The following is an 18,985-nucleotide window of genomic DNA, read 5'->3' as shown; positions in this document are numbered from 1 at the left end:
AGGGACGCAGGAACCAGGGTCGCCTTTTCTTTGGTGACTTTCTTTTGGCGAAGCAAAAGAAAGTTACTTGCATGCCGGGCAACCCCCGGCCAGCAGAACTCAGCAAAAAGCACAACGACAGAAAAAACCAGGCCTTAAGAGCGCCATCTCACGACGGCACATTCACCACCCGCTCATCGTCATCAGGAATCAGCGGCATCCCTTCGTCGGGCTCGACCGGCAACTCCAGTGCGTCGTCTTCATCCAGACCTTCCTCGGGTGGGCCGTTACGCGGCTGGCCGTTGTCGGTTGCGCTGGTTCTGAGGGCGGGTCGTCCAATTCTGGGCATTGTGCTTCTCCTTGGAGTTTCGAAAACGTTAGAAGGGCGTTTATCAACGGTGCCTGGCCTGGATGCCTTTGGCTTGTGAGTTCAGGACGATGATGCGGGCAACCGCGACAGGGGCTGCCAAGCCAAGCGGCCTTTTTCCTGTCAGTGTGGGCCGACAACCGCGCGGCACGCACAACACTCTCTTGTCCTACATGCAGCGTATCCGGCTGCGCACAGTCTGCATGCCTGCCACCGCTTAATGTCGGCAGACACCTCTGGATGACGAACCATATACCCGTCATCGCCGGGACACAAATAGATCGCAGAGGTATTTTGCGGAATTTTTTTGAAAGAAGCATCATGGACAAAACCACAGCCTCCACCGGTACGGCTTCCGGTACTGACAACCCCCTGCAGCGCGGCGTCGAGTCTGCCGGCGCAGCGCTCCACAGCGGTATTGACAAGGTGGCTGAGCCGGCCCGCAGTGCGGTAGACCGCGCTTCTTCCGCCGCGCACGAAGGCGTCGACAAGCTGGCCGGCGGTGCCAGCAGCGTGGCTGACCGTTTTGCCGACCAGACCCGCAGGGTGACTGAAGCACCAGGCCGGGCCATTGAGGCCTCGAAATCATGGGTGCAGGAAAGGCCCCTGGAGGCCGTCGGTGCCGCCCTTGCCTTGGGCTTTATCCTGGGACGGCTCACGGCACGCTGAATACCTGGCACATAAATGCCCGTTCAAAGCCGCCCGCGAGGCGGCTTTTTGTTGCGCTGGATTTGGGTACAGTAGGTCTCCCCTTCGGTGCGATCACAACGCATAACAGCAGCACCGGACTCCTGCCAGGCCCCGGCACCGCCACGGCCAGGCTTTGCAAGCTTTGCTCACCCCCTTCGGCCTTGCGCCGGCACACGGAACCTACATATGGCCAGCAGCCTTCTCGCGTTGATCGACGACATCGCCACCATCCTTGATGACGTAGCGCTGCTTTCCAAGGTGGCCGCCAAGAAAACCGCCGGCGTGCTGGGTGACGACCTGGCGCTCAACGCCCAGCAGGTCTCAGGGGTCAAGGCAGACCGGGAACTGCCGGTGGTCTGGGCTGTGGCCAAAGGTTCTTTTGTCAACAAGGCCATCCTGGTACCGGCCGCGCTGGCCATCAGCGCGTTCATACCGTGGGCCGTCACGCCGCTGCTGATGGTGGGCGGTGCATTTCTTTGTTACGAGGGGTTTGAGAAACTCGCGCATAAATTCATGCACAGCGCAGACGAACAGGCGGCCGAGCATGAAGCACTGACCGCCGCACTGACCAACCCCGACGTAGACGTGCTGGCGCTTGAAAAAGACAAGATCAAGGGAGCGGTCCGCACCGACTTCATCCTGTCCGCTGAAATCATCGCGATCACGCTGGGCACCGTGCAGGCCAGTCCCTTCGTGACGCAGGTGGCTGTTCTGGGCGGTATCGCCCTTCTGATGACGGTGGGGGTTTATGGCCTGGTGGCAGGCATCGTGAAGCTGGACGATGGCGGGCTTTACCTTAGCCAGCGTGAAGGAGGCGGCGCCCTGGGCCGCTTGCAGCGCGGCGCAGGCCGCGCCATCCTGCTGACCGCTCCCTGGCTCATGAAAGGCCTTTCTGTGGCGGGCACCATCGCGATGTTCCTGGTGGGGGGCGGCATTTTGACGCACGGCTTTGCGCCGCTGCATCACGCGATCGAGCTGCTCGCGCAAAAAGCGTCGGCCATAGGCGGAGCAGGTGCCTTGCTGGTCGCGCTCACACCGCTGTTGATGGACGCACTCACAGGCTTGATCGCCGGTGCGCTGGTGTTGTTCGCCGCCATGCTGGTCAAGCGCGTCCTGGCGCGCCGCTGACACAGAAGAGAAGAGAGTGCATGGAGAATCCGGCAGTCAGTCGCCGGACTTTCCTGGCTTGGCCGGCTTTTCCGGTTCCTCGTGGCGGCCTTCAGTTTTGCCGGCGGGCTGGTCGTCCGGCACCGGAAATGGCCAGCGGCCTTTTTCACGGGGTGGTGCGGGCATGGCTGCTTCCCGCGCGCGCTGCTCCAGTGCCTTTCGGCTCTCGGTATCGGGCGCGGCAACTTTGGGTCTTGGCATGGGTGGTCTTTCGCAGGGAAGAAAGGCAGTGTATGAACGCAGGCGCGCAAAACGCCGGACAGCCACTGACCTTACTCCCCTGGGATGTCCTGTGGTGTAGTCTGCGGATGACGCCAGTTGTAGGAAGCTGGGGACGCCGGAAAATGCCGATGCATTCGGTGTAGCGGCTGTCGCGTCGTCTGCCTCGTTTATTGCGGCAAGCTGCTCTTGCGCTGTATCAGGTCGTGTTTGGCGAAGAGGTCGGCGATCCAGTCGACAAACACACGCACCTTGTTGCTCAGGTGGCGGTTGGGTGGGTACACCACATGGATGGGTTTGGCCTCGGAGCACCAGCCATTGAACAGGGGTTCCAGCGCACCGCTGCTGATGTGGTGCTGAACCAGGAAGGTGAGCGTCTGCAGGATACCCAGGCCTGCCAGCGCCGCCGCCACACCCGCGTTCGAGTCATTGACCGACAGCTGGTGGTGCCCGCCGATCTCCACCACCTCGCCGTCCTTTTGCAGGTTGACGGTGTAAAGCTTGCCGTCGCGCGGCGAAAAATAGCGGATCAGCTTGTGCGCCTGCAGCTCGCGCGGGTGCTGTGGCACGCCGTGGCGCTTGAGGTAGGCGGGCGAAGCGCAGGACATCAAATAGAACTCGCCGATGCGGCGTGCCACCAGCGACTGGTCGGTGATCTGCCCGCCGCGGATCACGCAGTCGACATTTTCGGCAAGGATGTCGATCGGCCGGTCGCTCACACCAAGCTCCAGCTGGATGTCGGGGTAGCGCGCATAAAAGTCGGGCAGGGCCGGAATCACCACGGCCAGGCCCAGTGATGAGGGAATGTCCACCTTGAGCCGGCCACGCGGGCTGGCCTTGGCGCGCGACATGCTCGACTCAAGCTCTTCCATTTCGCCCAGAAGGCGGCCCGCGCGCTCGTAGTAGGCCGCACCGTCGGCCGTCACGGTGACTTTGCGCGTGGTGCGGTTGAGCAGCTTGGTGTCCAGCGATTGTTCCAGCGTCTGGATCAGGCGCGTCACCGTGGGCTTGGGCATGCCCATGGAATCTGCCGCTTTGGTAAACGTGCCGGCCTCCACAACCCGTACAAAGGCCTGCATTGCGGAAAATTTATCCATGAAAGAGTCCTGTTCTGGTGAGGGCCGTCAGCGCGTGCCTTGCCTGGCGGGCCGGCGCTGCAAGAGGATATGGGGCGGATAACGGGGGCGGTAATAAAAAGAATGGCTGCCGGGGAAGAGGGGCATTTGCCAACAAAGGCTCATCGGCAAAACAGCGAGGGGCGATTGTGACCAGCCCAGCCGGTTCAGGTGCGGGGCGCGAAATAGCCCTGAGAACTTTCCGGGATTGCCCGCTCCCGATTGACCTTGCCCCACAGGGAAGGATGAAACTCCGCGCTCGGATGTTCATGGGAGCTTTCATGGGGGACCGTGATTTTCAGAGGAGAAGCCTGCTTGCTACCCCTCATTGTTGCACTGGTGAAATAAAGTATAAACAAAACGGCTATTTATTAAGGGAGTTGTCGCGCGTATCTTCTGCTGCATTGCAACAAAGAGGAGCCGCGTGCGGCTCGCCATGATGAACAGCCCACAGCCCGTCCCCGCAGGCGCCGACAAAAACCCCCCTCCCTGGGTGGAAAAACAGATCCAACTGGCACTGAAAAAGCCGCTGGACGTGCGCTTTTACGGCCGCCGCAGCGGCACGGGCGTTTCACCCCTGGTGGTGCATTTCCATGCCGGCGCGTTTGTAGGGGGGTCCCTGGAAGGCGGTTCCTGCGTAGCCGGGTTGCTGGCCCAAGCCGGCGCAGTGGTGATGTCGCTGGACTATCCGCTGGCGCCAGAGCACCCTTTCCCCAATGCTGTCGAAATAGGTTATGCCGCGCTGGTCTGGGCCGCCAAGGCTCGCCACAAGCTGGTCGGCGTCGGTGCGCCGGTTTTTGTGGCCGGCGAAGAGGCCGGTGGCAATATCGCTGCCGCCGTGGCGCTGATGGCGCGTGACCAGCATGAGCCGGCTCTGGCAGGGCAGATCCTGATGTCGCCCATGCTGGACCCATGCCTTGCGACCGCTTCGCTGCGCGACGCCGAAGCCGGGCCCGTGGGCTGCACCTGGGCCGACGGCTGGCACAAATACCTGCCCCGGGCCGAAGACGCAAGCCACCCTTACGCTGCACCCGGCGCCGCATTCCGCCTGGCAGGCCTTGCACCGACGTTGCTTATCACCGCGCAGGACGACCCGCTGCGCGACGAAACGCTGGCCTACGCCGCACGGCTGCGCGCCGCAGGCCTGGTTGCGCACGAGACCGTGTTGCCGGTTCCGACCGGCTGGCCCTGCAGCTATCTGCAGCCTTGCGACCACAAGGCTGCTTGGGGCCCTGTCCTGCATGAGCAGTACACCCGTTTTTTCGCTGATGCGCTGGCCGCGCATGCGACCCATTCCTGAGTTTCACAGTTCCTTTTTTCCTTTTTCTTTTGAGGGGTTTCACCATGACATCGATTCATCTGCACAACAACAAGCGCCGTTTGCTGGCAACCGTCGTGGCGGTACTGGCATTGACGGGCGTGACGGCTGTCATCTTCGGCGTTTCGGGCACGCGTGCCCAGTCCGCTGCGTCCGGCGAGCCGCAGGCCACGCCGGTCTCGGTGGCCACTGTCGTGCAAAGCGACGTGTCTGCCTGGGACGAGTTTTCGGGCCGGCTGGAAGCGGTTGAGCGCGTGGATATCCGCTCGCGTGTGGCCGGCACCATCCAGGCCGTGCACTTCCGCGAAGGCGCATTGGTCAAAAAGGGTGACCTGCTGCTGACGATTGACCCGGCACCCTACGCCGCCGAAGTGGCGCGCGCCGAAGCCCAGGTGGCCGCGGCGCAGGCCCGTGTGGCTCAGGCCAAAGGCGAACACGAGCGCTCACAGCGCCTGTGGGGCGAGCAGGCCATTTCAAAGCGCGAATTTGACGAGCGCACCAATGGCAAGGGTGAAGCCGACGCCAACCTGCGCGCCGCGCAGGCAGCCCTTCAAACGGCGCAGCTGAGCCTGGGGTATTCGCAGGTCCGCGCCCCGGTGGCCGGCCGCGTCGGCAAGCTCGAAGTGACGGTGGGCAACCTGGTCGCTGCAGGCCCGGGCGCACCCGTGCTGACCACGCTGGTGTCCGTGAGCCCGATCTATGCGAGCTTCGACGCCGACGAGCAGGTCGTGGTCAAGGCCCTCAAGGACGTGCAGGGCGCCAACGCCGGTATCGCGGGCGGCCGCAACCTGGACCGCATTCCGGTGCAGATGGGCACCGCCGCCAGCGCCGACACGCCGTTTGAAGGCAAGCTGCAGCTGGTCGACAACCAGGTGGACGCCCGAAGCGGCACCGTGCGTGCACGCGCTGTGTTCGACAACAAGGACGGCCAGCTGATTCCCGGCCAGTTCGCGCGCATCCGCATGGGCCAGGCCACCAAAGGCAAGGCATTGCTGATCAACGAACGCGCCGTCGGCACCGACCAGAACAAGAAGTTTGTGCTCGTGGTCGGCGCCGACAACAAGGCGATGTACCGCGAAGTCACGCTGGGCGCTTCCGTCGATGGCCTGCGTGTCGTCAAAAGCGGCCTGGCCGCCAATGAACGCATTGTGGTCAACGGCTTGCAGCGCATCCGCCCCGGTGCGCTGATCACACCGCAGCCGGTCGAGATGACCGCCAAGTCGGAACTCACCGAAAAAGCAGTGAAGGTCGCGGCCAAGTCCTGAGCCGCTCCTTCACCTGAACCAGAAGAATTGCCATGAATCTTTCCAAATTTTTTATTGACCGGCCGATCTTTGCCGGCGTGCTGTCGCTGCTGATGTTCATTGCCGGACTCATCGCGCTGCGCTCGCTGCCGATCGCCGAATACCCGGACGTTGTGCCGCCCACCGTGGTGGTGCGCGCCAACTACCCCGGCGCCAACCCCAAAGTGATTGCCGAGACCGTCGCCACTCCGCTCGAGGAATCCATCAACGGCGTGGACGGCATGCTCTACATGAGCAGCCAGGCCACCACCGACGGCCTGATGACGCTGAACGTCACCTTCAAGCTCGGCACCGACCCCGACAAGGCCCAGCAACTGGTGCAAAACCGTGTCTCGCAAGCCGAGCCGCGCCTGCCGGAAGAAGTGCGCCGCCTGGGCATTACCACCATCAAGAGCTCACCCGACCTCACGATGGTGGTGCACTTGCTGTCGCCCAACGACCGCTACGACATGACCTACCTGCGCAATTACGCGGTGCTCAATGTCAAGGACCGCCTGGCGCGCATCAATGGCGTGGGCCAGGTGCAGCTGTTCGGTTCGGGCGACTATTCAATGCGCGTCTGGCTTGACCCGCAAAAAGTGGCTGAGCGCGGTTTGTCCGCCGGCGACGTGGTACGCGCCATCCGCGAGCAGAACATCCAGGCCGCCGCCGGCGTCGTGGGCGCTTCCCCGGGCCTGCCCGGCGTGGACATGCAGTTGTCCATCAATGCCCAGGGCCGCCTGCAAAGCGAAGAAGAGTTCGGTGACATCATCGTCAAGACCGACAAGGGCGGCGCCGTGACGCGCCTGCGCGATATTTCTCGTCTGGAGCTCGGTGCTTCCGACTACGCCCTGCGTTCGCTGCTGGACAACAAACAGGCTGTGGCCGTGCCGGTGTTTGCCGCACCGGGCTCCAACGCCATCCAGATCTCCGACGATGTGCAGGCCGTGATGAAGGACCTGAAAAAGAGCATGCCCGAAGGCGTGGACTACGAAATCGTCTACGACACCACGCAGTTTGTGCGCTCGTCCATCGAGGCCGTGGTACATACGCTGCTCGAAGCCGTGGCCCTGGTGGTGCTGGTCGTGATCATCTTCCTGCAGACATGGCGCGCTTCCATCATTCCGCTGCTGGCCGTGCCTATTTCTGTCATCGGCACGTTTGCGGTGATGCACCTGTTCGGTTTTTCGATCAACGCGCTCAGCCTGTTCGGATTGGTGCTGGCCATCGGCATTGTGGTGGACGACGCCATCGTGGTGGTGGAGAACGTCGAACGCAACATCGAGGCGGGCCTGAGTCCGCGCGACGCCACCTACCGCGCCATGCGGGAGGTGTCCGGGCCCATCATCGCGATTGCCCTGGTGCTGATCGCCGTGTTTGTGCCGCTGGCTTTCATCACCGGCCTCTCGGGACAGTTCTACAAGCAGTTCGCGCTGACCATCGCGATCTCCACAGTGATCTCCGCTATCAACTCGCTGACCCTGTCGCCGGCACTCGCCGCCTTGCTGCTCAAGAGCCATGACGCACCGAAAGACGCGCTGACCCGCGGCATGGACAAGGTGTTCGGCCGCTTCTTCGCAGGCTTTAACCGCCTGTTCAGCCGCGGTTCCGAAAACTACAGCCGCGGTGTCAAGGGTGCGATTTCGCGCAAGGCCATCATGCTGGGCGTGTACCTGGTGCTGGTGCTGGCCACCGCAGGCCTCTTCAAGGCAGTGCCCAGCGGCTTTGTACCCGGGCAGGACAAGCAATACCTGATCGGTTTTGCCCAGTTGCCCGACGGCGCCACGCTGGACCGCACCGAGGACGTGATCCGCAAGATCAGCGACATCGCCATGAAACAACCCGGCGTGGAACACGCGATTGCTTTCCCCGGCCTGTCGATCAACGGCTTTACCAACAGCTCCAACTCGGGCATCGTGTTTCTCTCGCTCAAGCCCTTCGACGAGCGCAGGAGTGCAGACCTGAGCGCCGGCGCCATCGCTGGCCAGCTGAACGGAAAATTCGGCGGTATCCAGGAGGCGTTCATCGCCATGTTTCCGCCGCCGCCCGTGCAGGGCCTGGGCACCACCGGCGGCTTCAAGCTGCAGCTGGAAGACCGCGGCTCGCTTGGCTATGCCGCGCTGGACGCCGCCACCAAGGCCTTCATGGCCAAGGCCTACCAGACGCCCGAGCTGGCCGGCATGTTCTCCAGCTTCCAGGTCAATGTGCCGCAGCTCTATGCCGACATCGACCGCACCAAGGCGCGCCAGCTCGGCGTGCCGGTGACTGACGTGTTCGACACCATGCAGATTTACCTGGGCAGCCTGTATGCCAACGACTTCAACAAGTTCGGCCGCACGTATTCCGTGCGGGTGCAGGCTGATGCACCTTACCGCGCCCGCGCTGAAGACATCGGCCTCTTGAAGGTGCGATCGGTCACCGGCGAAATGGTGCCGTTGTCAGCGCTGATGAAAGTCACGCCGAGCTTCGGCCCCGAACGCGCCATGCGCTACAACGGCTTCCTGTCGGCCGACATCAACGGCGGCGCCGCACCCGGCTACTCGTCGGGCCAGGCGCAGGACGCGGTCGCCCGCATTGCGGCCGAGACGCTGCCGCCCGGCATCAGCTACGAGTGGACGGACCTCACGTACCAGGAAATCATTGCCGGCAACTCGGCCATGTGGGTGTTCCCGCTGGCGCTGCTGCTGGTCTTCCTGGTGCTGGCCGCGCAGTATGAAAGCCTGACCCTGCCGATCGCCATCGTGCTGATCGTGCCCATGGGCCTGCTGGCCGCCATGCTGGGCGTGAAGCTGACGGGAGGCGACAATAACATCTTCACGCAGATCGGTTTGATCGTGCTGGTGGGGTTGTCGGCGAAGAACGCGATTTTGATCGTGGAGTTCGCACGCGAGCTGGAGTTTGCCGGGCGCACGCCGCTGCAGGCCGCGATTGAAGCCAGCCGCCTGCGTTTGCGCCCCATCCTGATGACTTCGCTGGCTTTCATCATGGGCGTGCTGCCCCTGGTGCTGTCCTCCGGTGCGGGTGCCGAAATGCGCCACGCCATGGGTGTGGCGGTGTTCTCGGGAATGATCGGCGTGACGGCTTTCGGCCTGTTCCTCACGCCGGTGTTCTACGTCACGCTGCGCCGCCTCACGGGCAACCGTCCGCTCAAGCTGCATGGCGAAGTGCCGCACGTCGAGGCCTTCGCAGGCAGTGGTGGTGCAGGCGCGCACGCGCAGCCGGCAGCGCCCCTCAAGCTTCACGAATAACAACAAGCATCAAAGGTACAGGAGTTCATCATGAACCACACAACGTCCAAACTGCGCACCGCGCTGCTGCCTTTGCTGGCCGCCCTGGTGCTGGCCGGCTGCGCCACCAGCGCGTCGGTTGACCCGGCGAGCATTCCGGCTGCGCCTTCCGCCTACAAGGAAAACGCTGTCGCCGTCGCGACGGCGCCTGCAGCAACCGCTCCGCAATCACAAGGCACCTGGTGGAAGGCGTTCGCCGACCCGGTGCTCGACCAGCTGGTCGAGCAGGCCGGCGCCAACAACAACAGTGTCAAGGTGGCCGCGGGGCGGCTGGCCCAGGCGCGCGCCATCCTGCGCAACACCGATGCCGACCGCCTGCCGCAAGTCGGTTTGAGCGGCGGCGCCGTGCGCCAGAGCAACATCACCACCAACCGCGTCGCGCAGACCACGGTGACGGCGGCGGCCACCTTTTCGTATGAAGTTGATTTGATCGGCAGGCTGTCGCTGAACTCTGACGCCGCATCGCTGGATGCGAAATCGCGCGAAGCCTTGCTGCGCAGCACCCAGCTGCTGGTGCAGGCCGATGTGGCGCAAACCTACCTCAACCTGCGCGCGCTCGACACCGAACGCACGCTGGTGCGTGACACACTGCAGGCTTACCGCAACACGCTGCGCCTGACGGAAGTGCGCTTCAAGGAGGGCGACGTGGCCGAGCTCGACGTGGCCCGTGTGCGCACCGAGGTCGCCTCAACCGAGTCCGATGCACTGGCGCTCGACCAGCGCCGCGCCGTGCTGGAGCATGCCCTGGCTGTGCTGGTGGGCGAGGTGGCGTCGAACTTTGCCGTCGCGCCCACCGAGTGGTCGACCGCGCTGCCGGTCATCCCGGCCGGTGTGCCCAGCACCGTGCTGGAACGCAGGCCCGATGTGTCTGCCGCGCAAAGCACCATGCAGGCCGCGCAGGCCCGCGTTGGTGTCGCCCAGGCTGCGTGGTTCCCGACCTTTTCGCTGACGGGCAACGCAGGTTATGCCGCGCCCGAGATCAAGGACCTGTTCAAGGTTTCGACCCAGGCCTGGGGCGTGGGTGCTTTGCTCTCGCTGCCGATCTTTGACGGCGGACGCCGCAAGGCCGGCGTGCAGAACGCGAATGCTGAACTCGACATCGCCTTGGCCAACTACCGTGAACAGATCCTCGTCGCCTTCAAGGACGTGGAAGACCAGCTCTCGGCCCTGCGCCTGCTGGCCGAGCAATCGGAAGCGCAGTCGCGTTCCGTCGCTTCGGCCACACGCGCCACGGTGCTGTCGGATTCACGCTACCGCAATGGCTTTGTCAGCCAGCTTGAACTGTTGGACGCGCAACGCAGCGAACTGCGCAACCGCCGCCAGGCGCTGCAGGTCAAGACCGCGCAGTACCTGGCAACGGTGGGTCTGATTCGGGCGCTGGGTGGCGGCTGGAGCACTTGAACACCCCTGTTGAGGCTCACTTCGTGTAGCCTCCTCTCCCCTTGCAGGGGACGGCGCCTGCGGCCTGGCGGAGCCAGTTCCGCGGCTCCTGCTGGTGAGGAGGGAAGCGCTCTCTGCCGGTTGTTGCTATCTAATTGATAGCTGGTGGCGCAGGTTCCTATTGGGCTGGAGGCCTGAATCGGTCCTGAAAATGACCTGAAAAGTGCTCTGAACGCTGTTTTGGAGCCTTTTGATCACCCAAAATAGCCTGTAGACCTTCAAAAAGGCCTTTTTTGAGTGCCAAAAGTGGCTGTGGCGCAATCAGGACATGCGCGAGCAGCTATTAAATTGATAGTGATTAGGCAGCGCTTGCAGCCGCTGGGGCTGGCCATCTGTTAAAACACTTGGCTTCCTTCTTTGTTCTTCTTTGTGTCTGCCCCCTGATGCCCGCTTCACCTGCTGTTCCTGTCACTTCTTCCGTTGCCTCTTCTCCTGAGCCCGCCACCATCCACTGGACGGAGGGCGGCGAGGCGCGTTCTGCGCGCTGGCGTTCCGAGCGCGGCGCGCCGGCGCCGAAGCGCGTGGTGATCGCTGACGACACCCTCGCGGCCGACGCTGCTTACCGCCTGGCCTGTGAAGGCACGGGCCTGCTCTGGCGTGGCGACTTCCAGAATGCCCGGCTACTGCTGCAGGCGCTGGCCCGCCGCGTCGACAAACCGGCCAAACCCAAGCGCGAGAAACGCGTGAAGGACCAGAAAGCCGGAGAGGCCAGCGCCCCCGTTGAAGCCGCCGCGCCGGTGTTCCCGGAAGCGTTTCACCTGCACCGCCAGGCGCAGGCGCAGCGTGCCCGCGTGCTGGGCATGGTGCTGATTCCGTTTGACGCGGACTACAGCATTCCCTTGCGCCGCGCGCCCGATGCCAAAAAGGCGTGTGCCGAAGCCTGGGGACCAGCCCGGGATGGAACGGTTCCCTCGGTTGCATCACTGCGCGAGCTGATGGGTTTCATCAGCTCGCACGAATGGCGCCGCAAGGGCGTGCCGATTCCCGCCCTCGGCGAAGACGGGCCGCACAACCGCATCCATCCGCACTACGGCGTTTTCTCGCCGGTGCGCGGCGAATACATCGACCTGGTGGCGCAGGCGCCCGTGCCGGAAGGCACCGAGGACCTGACCGGTTTTGACATTGGCACCGGCACCGGTGTGCTGGCCGCCGTTCTGGCGCTGCGCAGCGGCATCCAGCGCGTGGTGGCCACCGACCAGGACCCGCGTGCGCTGGCTTGCGCACGCGACAACCTCAAGCGCCTGGGCTTTCCACAAGTCGAGGTGCGCGAAGCCAACCTGTTTCCCGACGGTAAGGCGCACATCATCGTCTGCAACCCGCCGTGGTTGCCCGCGCGGCCCGGCTCCCCGCTGGAGCATGCTGTGTATGACGAAGACAGCCGCATGCTGCTGGGTTTCCTCAACGGCCTGGCGGCGCACCTGGAGCCCAAAGGCGAGGGCTGGCTGATCCTGTCGGACATCGCCGAGCACCTGGGCCTGCGCACGCGCACCTGGCTGCTGGCGACGATCGATGCGGCGGGCCTCAAGGTGGTGGACCGGCTGGACGCGCAGCCGCATCACCCCAAGGCCTCGGACGCCAGCGATGCGCTGCATGCGGCGCGCGCGGCGGAAGTCACGTCGCTGTGGCGATTGGCCGCCAAATAGAAACCAGAAGCTGGGTGGGATGAAGACTGAACCACGCGCTACCGTCCTGCTGGCCCCGATGGAAGGCCTGCTGGACTTTGTGCTGCGCGACATCCTCACGCGGGTCGGTGGCATTGACCGCTGCGTCTCTGAATTCATCCGCATCACCGACCAGCTGCTGCCCGAGCGCGTGTTCTATCGCATCGTGCCCGAGCTGCACCACGGCGGCCGCACGCTGGCCGGTGTGCCGGTGCGTGCGCAGCTGCTGGGTTCCGACCCGGGCTGCATGGCCGAGAATGCCGCGCGGCTCGCAGGCCTCGGTCCGGCGGGCATTGACCTGAACTTTGGTTGCCCGGCCGCGGTGGTCAATCGCCACGGCGGCGGTGCATCGCTGTTGCGCGAGCCCGAAACCCTGACGGCCGTTGTCGGCGCGGTTCGCCGGGCGGTGCCGGCCGGCATGCCCGTGTCGGCCAAGATGCGGCTGGGCTACGAAGACGATGCGCGTGCCGTTGAATGCGCGCTCGCCATCGAAGCCGGCGGTGCCGGCGAGCTCGTGGTGCACGCCCGCACCAAAGCCCAGGCCTACAAACCGCCCGCCTACTGGGAACGCATCGCCGACATCCGTGCCGCGGTCAGGATTCCGGTGGTGGCCAATGGCGAGATATGGACAGTGGAAGATGCGCGGCGCTGCCGTGAAGCTTCGGGTTGCGACGTGCTGATGATCGGCCGCGGCGCGGTGCGCGACCCGGGCCTGGGGCTGGCGATCAAGGCCGACATGGCTGGTGGGCACCATGCTGCTGTAAGCTGGCCTACGCTGCTGCCGCTGATCGCCGAGTTCTGGCACATCGTCTGCTCACGGCTTGAGACACGTGCGAGAGCGGGGCGCCTCAAGCAGTGGTTGAATTTTTTGCGGCGGCGGTTTCCGGAGGCGGAGGTCGCCTACCAGGCGATCAAGACGGTGAATGATCCCGTGCTGATCGATGAATGGCTGGCTCAGCTGCTGCAACCTGGCGAGAGTGACAAGCCTTCCGCGCGCTTGCCTTTGGCCGTGATGGCTTGAAGGCCCAAGTCTGAGCGCCGCACAGATTGCAACCAGGCTTTACACAAACACTCCCGCGGCTTTGCTGCGCCGACACGTCGCCGGAACACCATGAAGGCTCTTCCATCCAAAGGAGTCGATCATGAAATCAAAAGCCATTGTGTGTGCCATCGCCGCCGCGTCGCTGGGCTTTGCCTCGCTCTCGTTTGCGCAAGGCTACGACGGGCGCAGCCAGCGCGGTGAGTCTCCCCGTGTTGAACAGCGCGGGTCTGTCGGTCCCGGTTACAGTCGCGACGATGGTCCCGGCTATGGTCCCGGTTATGGTCGCGCAGACGCCCGTGCAGACGATCGCGGCGGGCGCGGTTTTGACCATCGTGACGACCGCCGTTATGCCCGCAATGACCGCCACTTCGATGGTCACGGCCCGCAGTTCTACCGCGGCGGCCGCATCCCAAATGAGTACCGCGGCCGTCAGTATGTGGTGAATGACTGGCGCGGGCATCGCCTCCATGCGCCGCCGCGCGGCCAGCAGTGGGTGCAGGTGGGCGCGGACTATGCACTCATCGCCATCGCCACCGGTGTGATCGCGCAGCTGGTGCTGAACTGAACTTTCGGTGCGGCGCCGGGAAATCCATACCCGGCGCCGTCCTGAGTCCTCGGTGAAATGAAGCTCTTTCTGTGGTGCTGCCGTCAGGCTGCCATCACGGCGGGGGCTTTGTGCATCAGGCGGCTGCGAATGTCAGTGAGCGCCAGAACCTGCGCACCCTGTGCATCAAAGTTATCCGGTGAAAGCCAGCTGTCAAAGGTCTTCTTCAAGAGCGGCCATTCACCGTCGATGATGGAAAACCAGGCGGTGTCGCGGGTCCTGTTCTTGTAGACGAGGAGCTGCCGGAAAACGCCTTCGAAGCTGAAGCCGAGCCTGGCGGCCGCGCTGCGTGACGGCGCGTTGAGGCTGTCGCATTTCCACTCGTAGCGGCGGTAGCCGAGCGTTTCGAAGACCAGCTTCATCAGCAGGTACTGGGCTTCGGTGGAGGCGCGGCTGCGCTGCAGCAGTGGCGAGAAGATCACGTGCCCTACCTCAATGACGCCGTTGGCGGTATCCATGCGCATCAGCGACAGCGTCCCGACCGCGCGCTGGGTGCCGGCGTCCACGACCGTGTAATGCAAAGGGTCGGCGCTGGCTGCGTTGCGTTCGAGGTAGGCATCGAAATCGCTGCGCGCGGTAAATGGCTCGGGGGCCAGGTAGGTCCAGGCCCGGCCGTCGGGTGCGGCGGCGTAGGCGGTGAACAGGTCGTCGCCATGGCGCCTGGCGTCCAGCGGCTCGAGGCGGCAATACCGGCCTTCGAGTGTGATGCGTGGCGGCCTTTGTCTTGCTGTCCAGCCCTGCATGGCTTCGCCAATGGGTTGCCCGTAGGCGTTTGTGCGTGTGGTCATCGATGCTCCTGTGAGTTTGATCGCCTAGGTTAAGATCTTTGTGGCTCTTCATAAAGTGCCATAAAGTGGTTATTTCGTGGTGCCACGATCTGCGACCAAATTCTTTGCCGTTCAACAACCCTTGCGCGATGCCCTCTACCAATTTCGCTAACAAGTCCGCTCCAAAGCACTCCGCCCCGCAGGGTTTCCTGGAAGCTCCACTGGACAGGTCCGACGCCGAGCCTTTGCAGCGCCAGCTTTACCGCAGGCTCAAGGAGGCCATCCTCAAGAGCCAGCTGGCTGCGGGCAGCCGCCTGCCCGGCTCGCGCGCATTGGCGCAAACCCTGTCGGTCTCGCGCAATACCGTGGCGATTGCCTACGAACACCTTGTATCCGAAGGCTATGTCCGCGCCGACCGGCAGGGAAGCACCGTGGCGGCTCTGTTGCGCCCGGCCACGCAACAGGCGCAGCCCGAGGCCACCGCGCCATCCCGCGTGGCACTGCGCCTGTCCCGCATCCGGTCGGGGCCCGCACGCCTTGACACCAGCACCGCCTTGCGCCCCGGTGTGCCGGCGCTTTCCCACTTTCCGCTGGCCGTCTGGCGCAGCATGCTGGACCGCGCGGTGCGTGAGGCCTTGCCGGCGGCGCTGCATTACGGCGACCCTTTCGGTCAGGCTGAACTGCGCACCGCCATTGCGCGCCACCTGGCAATCACGCGCGGCGTGCATTGCGAGCCGGCGCAGGTCATCGTGACGGAAGGGGCGCAGGAGGCGCTCATGCTGTGTGTGCGCTTGCTGACCAACCCGGGCGACACGGCCTGGGTGGAAGACCCGGGCTACCGGGGCGCCAAGGCAGCGATGCATGCGGGTGACCTGCGCATCGTGCCGAAACGCATGGACGACGAAGGCCTGCACATCGGCGCGGCGGATTGGCGCTCACGCACGCCACGGCTGATTTACACGACGCCTTCGCACCAGTATCCGATTGGCGTGGTGATGTCGGTGGCACGCCGCCTGGCCTTGATGTCTGCCGCGCGCAGGCACGGCGCCTGGATCATTGAAGACGACTACGACAGCGAATTCCGCCACGCCGGCGAACCCATAGGCGCCATGCAGGGCCTGGTGGCCGATGCGCCTGTGCTCTACGTCGGCACGTTTTCCAAAACCATGTTTCCCTCGTTGCGCCTGGGTTTTTTGGTCATGCCAAAGCCACTGCTGGCTTCAGCGCAGGACGCCTTGCGCGAGATGCTTCGCGGCGGCCACAGCCATGAGCAGCTTGCCATGGCCGGCTTCATCGAGTCCGGGCAGTTTGTGCGCCACCTGGGGCGAATGCGGCGGCTGTACCGTGAGCGCCAGCATGCCCTGCGGGAAGCATTGACGCGGCACCTGCGCGTTCCGCATGTCATTGAAGGCGGGCAGGGCGGCCTGCACCTGGCAGTCCGGCTGCCGCGGGACTTTGCGGACGTTCGCATTGCGGAAGCTGCCCGGCGGTACGGGATGGCGCCCATGCCGCTTTCCTCGTTTGCCATGGCGCCGGCACCTGAAGACAACGGCCTTGTGCTGGGCTACGGAAACACCGCGACTGAGCTGCTGGACCCTCTCGTCAAACGCCTGTCGCAGCTGGTGCTGACGGCAGGAGGCTGAGCCCGGCGCACAATGGCACCATGAAAACACCCAAGAGGCTGCAGTCGCTGCTCGAAGAAGGCCTGATCGATACAGTGGTACGGCAACTGATGAGCGGCAAGGAAGCCATGGTGTACGTGGTGCGCTGCGGCGACGAAACGCGCTGCGCCAAGGTCTACAAGGACGCCACCGAGCGCAGCTTTCGCCAGGCAGTGGACTACACCGAGAACCGCAAGGTCAAGAACACCCGGCAGGCGCGCGCTATGGCCAGGGGCACGCGCTTCGGCCGGCAGGCCACCGAAGCAGCCTGGCAAAGCGCCGAGGTGGATGCCCTGTACCGGCTGGCCGCAGCCGGCGTGCGCGTGCCCAAACCGCACAACTTTTGCGATGGCGTGCTGCTGATGGAGCTGGTGACCGACGAACATGGTGACGCCGCACCGCGCCTGAACGACGTGGAATTCACGCCTGAAGACGCACGCCTGCACCACGCCACGCTGCTCACGGAAGTGGTACGCATGCTGTGCGCCGGTGTTGTGCACGGCGACTTGTCGGAATTCAATATCCTGCTCGGTGTGACAGATGGCCAGCCCGGCCCGGTCATCATCGACCTGCCGCAGGCGGTGGACGCCGCCGGCAACAACCACGCGGGCCGCATGCTGCTGCGCGACGTGGCCAACCTGCGCGGCTTCTTCGGCCGCTTTGCGCCGGAGCTGCTGCAAACCGACTACGGCAGCGAGATCTGGGACCTGTACCAGCGCGGCGTGCTGCAGCCCGAGACGGTGCTGACGGGCCGCTTTGCCCACAAGACCGGGCCGGTCAACCTCGGCGCCGTGATGGGTGAGATCGACGATGCGCGTGCTGAAGAGTCAGCGCGGCGGCTGCGCATACAACAAGCCCGTTAGGTGCGTCTTTTCGCGAGGCGCTAGTGCGCCGGCGCAGTGGCAGCGCGCTTGCCGCCCAGCGTCACGCGTGCCGTGACATACGCCAGCAAGGCGCATCCGGCGATGCCGGCCACCATGGGGCGGGCGCTGCCGTCTACAAACACGCCCACCACCGCCATCACCACCGCGCCGGTGACAAACTGCAAGGTGCCCATGAGGGCCGAGGCCGTGCCGGCTATGGCGCCGTGTTCTTCCAGTGCCAGTACGGCGGTGGTTGGAACCACCAAGCCCAGAAATCCATAGCCCACCAGCATCAGCGCGATCATCACGTCCAGCCTTTCGATGCCCACCAGGTTCAGCACCAGCAGCAGGGCCATCACGGCGGCATAACCCGTCACGGCCACTTTCACGATGGGCACAAGCCCGAAACGCGCAGCCAGCTTGCCGGTGAACTGCGAAACCCCGATGAAGGAGGCTGCGTTGACTGCAAAGGCGATGCTGTACTGGCGCGGTGTCAGGCCGTAGTGGTTGATCAGCACAAAGGACGAGTTGGCAAGGTAGGCAAAAAAGCTCGAGATGCCGAAGGCGCCGATGAACACCAGGCCCATGAAATGGCGGTCGCGCAGCAGCACGCCGTAGGCGGTCAATGCGCTGCCAAAGCTGCTGTCCACGCGTTGTTCGGGCGGTCGCGTTTCCGGCAGAGTGAAGGCCACCAGCACCAACCCTGCAGCGGCGGCCACGGTGACGGCCCAGAACACGCTGCGCCAGCCGAAGGCCTCAATGAGGAAGCTGCCGGCCAGCGGCGCCAGGATGGGCGAGACGCTGAAGACCAACATCAGCAGGGACATGAGGCGCGCGGCGTCGTGGCCGGTATGCAGGTCTCGCACTACCGCGCGCGGCACCACCATGCCGGCGCAGGCGCCCAGGCCCTGGATGAAGCGCAGCACCACCAGCGTCTGGATGTCAGGCGCCAGCGCGCAGCCGATGCTGCCGGCGGCAAACAGCAGCAGGCCGAAGTACAGCGGCGGCTTGCGGCCCACCATGTCGGAGACCGGGCCGTAGATGATTTGCCCAATGCCGAGGGAGATGAAAAACGCCATCAGGCTGGCTTGCACCGCGCCCATGGAGGCGCCCAGGCTGTGCCCGATGGAAGGCAGCGCGGGAAGGTACATGTCGATGGCGAAAGGGCCGATGGCGGACAGCAAACCCAGCACCAGGGCTGCCCGGAAGAAACTTTTTGTCATGAATGAAATGAAGTCAAGCCGCTTTGTGTATCAGTAACAAGGTGGAAGGCCTTGCACCCAAACGGCACTGTTAAAACCGCCATTGAAAACGCACCAGGGCGGGGCGCAATGACGGTAAGAAATTATCTGCGGCTATTGTCGCTGACCTCGCTGTCTCTTGCTTGCACTGCGCCGGTAACCTGTCAGGCCTGACAGGGGCCGAAATGTAAGCGGGACACTGTGTTGATTCAAACTGTAATGAAGCCGCAATACGGGGTTTAACCTGAGGTCTTTGGACGAACAGGAGCGCACCCCGATGC

At 64.1% G+C, this 18,985-nt stretch carries 15 protein-coding genes and 1 pseudogene; 11 read left to right on the top strand and 5 right to left on the bottom strand.

The window, feature by feature from the left end:
- Positions 1-148 precede the first annotated feature (148 nt).
- Positions 149-328 (bottom strand): hypothetical protein, encoded by a 180-nt coding sequence (locus AC1D1X_RS01320; protein WP_477671481.1) that lies wholly within the window; start codon positions 326-328, stop codon positions 149-151.
- A gap of 339 nt (positions 329-667) precedes the next feature.
- Between AC1D1X_RS01320 and AC1D1X_RS01315 the strand changes: the two genes are divergently transcribed.
- Together AC1D1X_RS01315 and AC1D1X_RS01310 are read left to right on the top strand one after the other, a co-directional pair.
- A complete protein-coding gene (locus tag AC1D1X_RS01315) occupies positions 668-1,015 on the top strand; it encodes an ElaB/YgaM/YqjD family protein (RefSeq protein WP_477671482.1) in 348 nt (115 codons plus the stop codon).
- A gap of 207 nt (positions 1,016-1,222) precedes the next feature.
- Positions 1,223-2,164 (top strand): DUF808 domain-containing protein, encoded by a 942-nt coding sequence (locus AC1D1X_RS01310; RefSeq protein WP_477671483.1) that lies wholly within the window; start codon positions 1,223-1,225, stop codon positions 2,162-2,164.
- Positions 2,165-2,200: 36 nt separating this feature from the next.
- Here the strand turns inward: AC1D1X_RS01310 and AC1D1X_RS01305 are convergent, their stop codons facing one another.
- A complete protein-coding gene (locus AC1D1X_RS01305; RefSeq protein WP_477671484.1) occupies positions 2,201-2,404 on the bottom strand; it encodes a hypothetical protein in 204 nt (67 codons plus the stop codon).
- A 188-nt stretch (positions 2,405-2,592) separates the two neighbouring features.
- Positions 2,593-3,519: a LysR family transcriptional regulator gene (locus AC1D1X_RS01300; RefSeq protein ID WP_457279192.1), complete on the bottom strand. Its 927-nt coding sequence runs from the start codon at positions 3,517-3,519 to the stop codon at positions 2,593-2,595.
- Between the two features lie 442 nt (positions 3,520-3,961).
- Between AC1D1X_RS01300 and AC1D1X_RS01295 the strand changes: the two genes are divergently transcribed.
- The 7 genes from AC1D1X_RS01295 to AC1D1X_RS01265 all read left to right on the top strand — a co-directional run bounded on the left by AC1D1X_RS01295 (position 3,962) and on the right by AC1D1X_RS01265 (position 14,133).
- The gene (locus tag AC1D1X_RS01295) at positions 3,962-4,837 is read left to right on the top strand and encodes an alpha/beta hydrolase (protein ID WP_477672771.1); all 876 of its coding nucleotides are present in this window, start codon (positions 3,962-3,964) and stop codon (positions 4,835-4,837) included.
- 44 nt (positions 4,838-4,881) lie between these two features.
- Positions 4,882-6,120: an efflux RND transporter periplasmic adaptor subunit gene (locus AC1D1X_RS01290; protein WP_477671485.1), complete on the top strand. Its 1,239-nt coding sequence runs from the start codon at positions 4,882-4,884 to the stop codon at positions 6,118-6,120.
- Between the two features lie 32 nt (positions 6,121-6,152).
- Positions 6,153-9,386 carry an efflux RND transporter permease subunit gene (locus tag AC1D1X_RS01285; RefSeq protein WP_477671486.1) on the top strand — a complete coding sequence of 1,078 codons (3,234 nt, stop codon included), beginning with the start codon at positions 6,153-6,155 and terminating at the stop codon, positions 9,384-9,386.
- A gap of 30 nt (positions 9,387-9,416) precedes the next feature.
- Complete coding sequence (locus AC1D1X_RS01280) at positions 9,417-10,826, top strand: efflux transporter outer membrane subunit (RefSeq protein ID WP_477697710.1); 1,410 nt, start codon at positions 9,417-9,419, stop codon at positions 10,824-10,826.
- 422 nt (positions 10,827-11,248) lie between these two features.
- Positions 11,249-12,508: a methyltransferase gene (locus tag AC1D1X_RS01275; protein WP_477671488.1), complete on the top strand. Its 1,260-nt coding sequence runs from the start codon at positions 11,249-11,251 to the stop codon at positions 12,506-12,508.
- Positions 12,509-12,527: 19 nt separating this feature from the next.
- Complete coding sequence (locus AC1D1X_RS01270; protein ID WP_477671489.1) at positions 12,528-13,547, top strand: tRNA dihydrouridine synthase; 1,020 nt, start codon at positions 12,528-12,530, stop codon at positions 13,545-13,547.
- A gap of 121 nt (positions 13,548-13,668) precedes the next feature.
- Positions 13,669-14,133, top strand: coding sequence for an RcnB family protein (locus AC1D1X_RS01265; RefSeq protein ID WP_477671490.1), 465 nt, complete (start codon positions 13,669-13,671; stop codon positions 14,131-14,133).
- 125 nt (positions 14,134-14,258) lie between these two features.
- Here AC1D1X_RS01265 and AC1D1X_RS01260 read toward each other — a convergent pair.
- Positions 14,259-14,960, bottom strand: a pseudogene (locus AC1D1X_RS01260) (GNAT family N-acetyltransferase); the annotation flags it as partial.
- Positions 14,961-15,088: 128 nt separating this feature from the next.
- Here AC1D1X_RS01260 and pdxR point away from each other — a divergent pair.
- Complete coding sequence (gene pdxR / locus AC1D1X_RS01255; RefSeq protein ID WP_477671491.1) at positions 15,089-16,582, top strand: MocR-like pyridoxine biosynthesis transcription factor PdxR; 1,494 nt, start codon at positions 15,089-15,091, stop codon at positions 16,580-16,582.
- Positions 16,583-16,602: 20 nt separating this feature from the next.
- Positions 16,603-17,463 (top strand): PA4780 family RIO1-like protein kinase, encoded by an 861-nt coding sequence (locus AC1D1X_RS01250; protein ID WP_477671492.1) that lies wholly within the window; start codon positions 16,603-16,605, stop codon positions 17,461-17,463.
- A 20-nt stretch (positions 17,464-17,483) separates the two neighbouring features.
- Here the strand turns inward: AC1D1X_RS01250 and AC1D1X_RS01245 are convergent, their stop codons facing one another.
- Positions 17,484-18,686, bottom strand: coding sequence for a multidrug effflux MFS transporter (locus tag AC1D1X_RS01245; RefSeq protein WP_477671493.1), 1,203 nt, complete (start codon positions 18,684-18,686; stop codon positions 17,484-17,486).
- Positions 18,687-18,985 lie beyond the last annotated feature (299 nt).

The organism is Polaromonas sp. P1_G4, assembly GCF_056405475.1.
This window is presented reverse-complemented; position numbering and strand designations above follow the sequence as displayed.

Excerpts from the sequence above, each read along its gene's own strand:
- AC1D1X_RS01300 (WP_457279192.1), bottom strand. The coding sequence starts at position 3,519 with ATGGATAAATTTTCCGCAATGCAGGCCTTTGTACGGGTTGTGGAGGCC.
- AC1D1X_RS01250 (WP_477671492.1), top strand. The coding sequence starts at position 16,603 with ATGAAAACACCCAAGAGGCTGCAGTCGCTGCTCGAAGAAGGCCTGATC.
- AC1D1X_RS01270 (WP_477671489.1), top strand. The coding sequence starts at position 12,528 with ATGAAGACTGAACCACGCGCTACCGTCCTGCTGGCCCCGATGGAAGGC.
- AC1D1X_RS01285 (WP_477671486.1), top strand. The coding sequence starts at position 6,153 with ATGAATCTTTCCAAATTTTTTATTGACCGGCCGATCTTTGCCGGCGTG.
- pdxR (WP_477671491.1), top strand. The coding sequence starts at position 15,089 with ATGCCCTCTACCAATTTCGCTAACAAGTCCGCTCCAAAGCACTCCGCC.
- AC1D1X_RS01245 (WP_477671493.1), bottom strand. The coding sequence starts at position 18,686 with ATGACAAAAAGTTTCTTCCGGGCAGCCCTGGTGCTGGGTTTGCTGTCC.
- AC1D1X_RS01315 (WP_477671482.1), top strand. The coding sequence starts at position 668 with ATGGACAAAACCACAGCCTCCACCGGTACGGCTTCCGGTACTGACAAC.
- AC1D1X_RS01310 (WP_477671483.1), top strand. The coding sequence starts at position 1,223 with ATGGCCAGCAGCCTTCTCGCGTTGATCGACGACATCGCCACCATCCTT.
- AC1D1X_RS01305 (WP_477671484.1), bottom strand. The coding sequence starts at position 2,404 with ATGCCAAGACCCAAAGTTGCCGCGCCCGATACCGAGAGCCGAAAGGCA.
- AC1D1X_RS01275 (WP_477671488.1), top strand. The coding sequence starts at position 11,249 with ATGCCCGCTTCACCTGCTGTTCCTGTCACTTCTTCCGTTGCCTCTTCT.
- AC1D1X_RS01265 (WP_477671490.1), top strand. The coding sequence starts at position 13,669 with ATGAAATCAAAAGCCATTGTGTGTGCCATCGCCGCCGCGTCGCTGGGC.
- AC1D1X_RS01320 (WP_477671481.1), bottom strand. The coding sequence starts at position 328 with ATGCCCAGAATTGGACGACCCGCCCTCAGAACCAGCGCAACCGACAAC.
- AC1D1X_RS01290 (WP_477671485.1), top strand. The coding sequence starts at position 4,882 with ATGACATCGATTCATCTGCACAACAACAAGCGCCGTTTGCTGGCAACC.
- AC1D1X_RS01280 (WP_477697710.1), top strand. The coding sequence starts at position 9,417 with ATGAACCACACAACGTCCAAACTGCGCACCGCGCTGCTGCCTTTGCTG.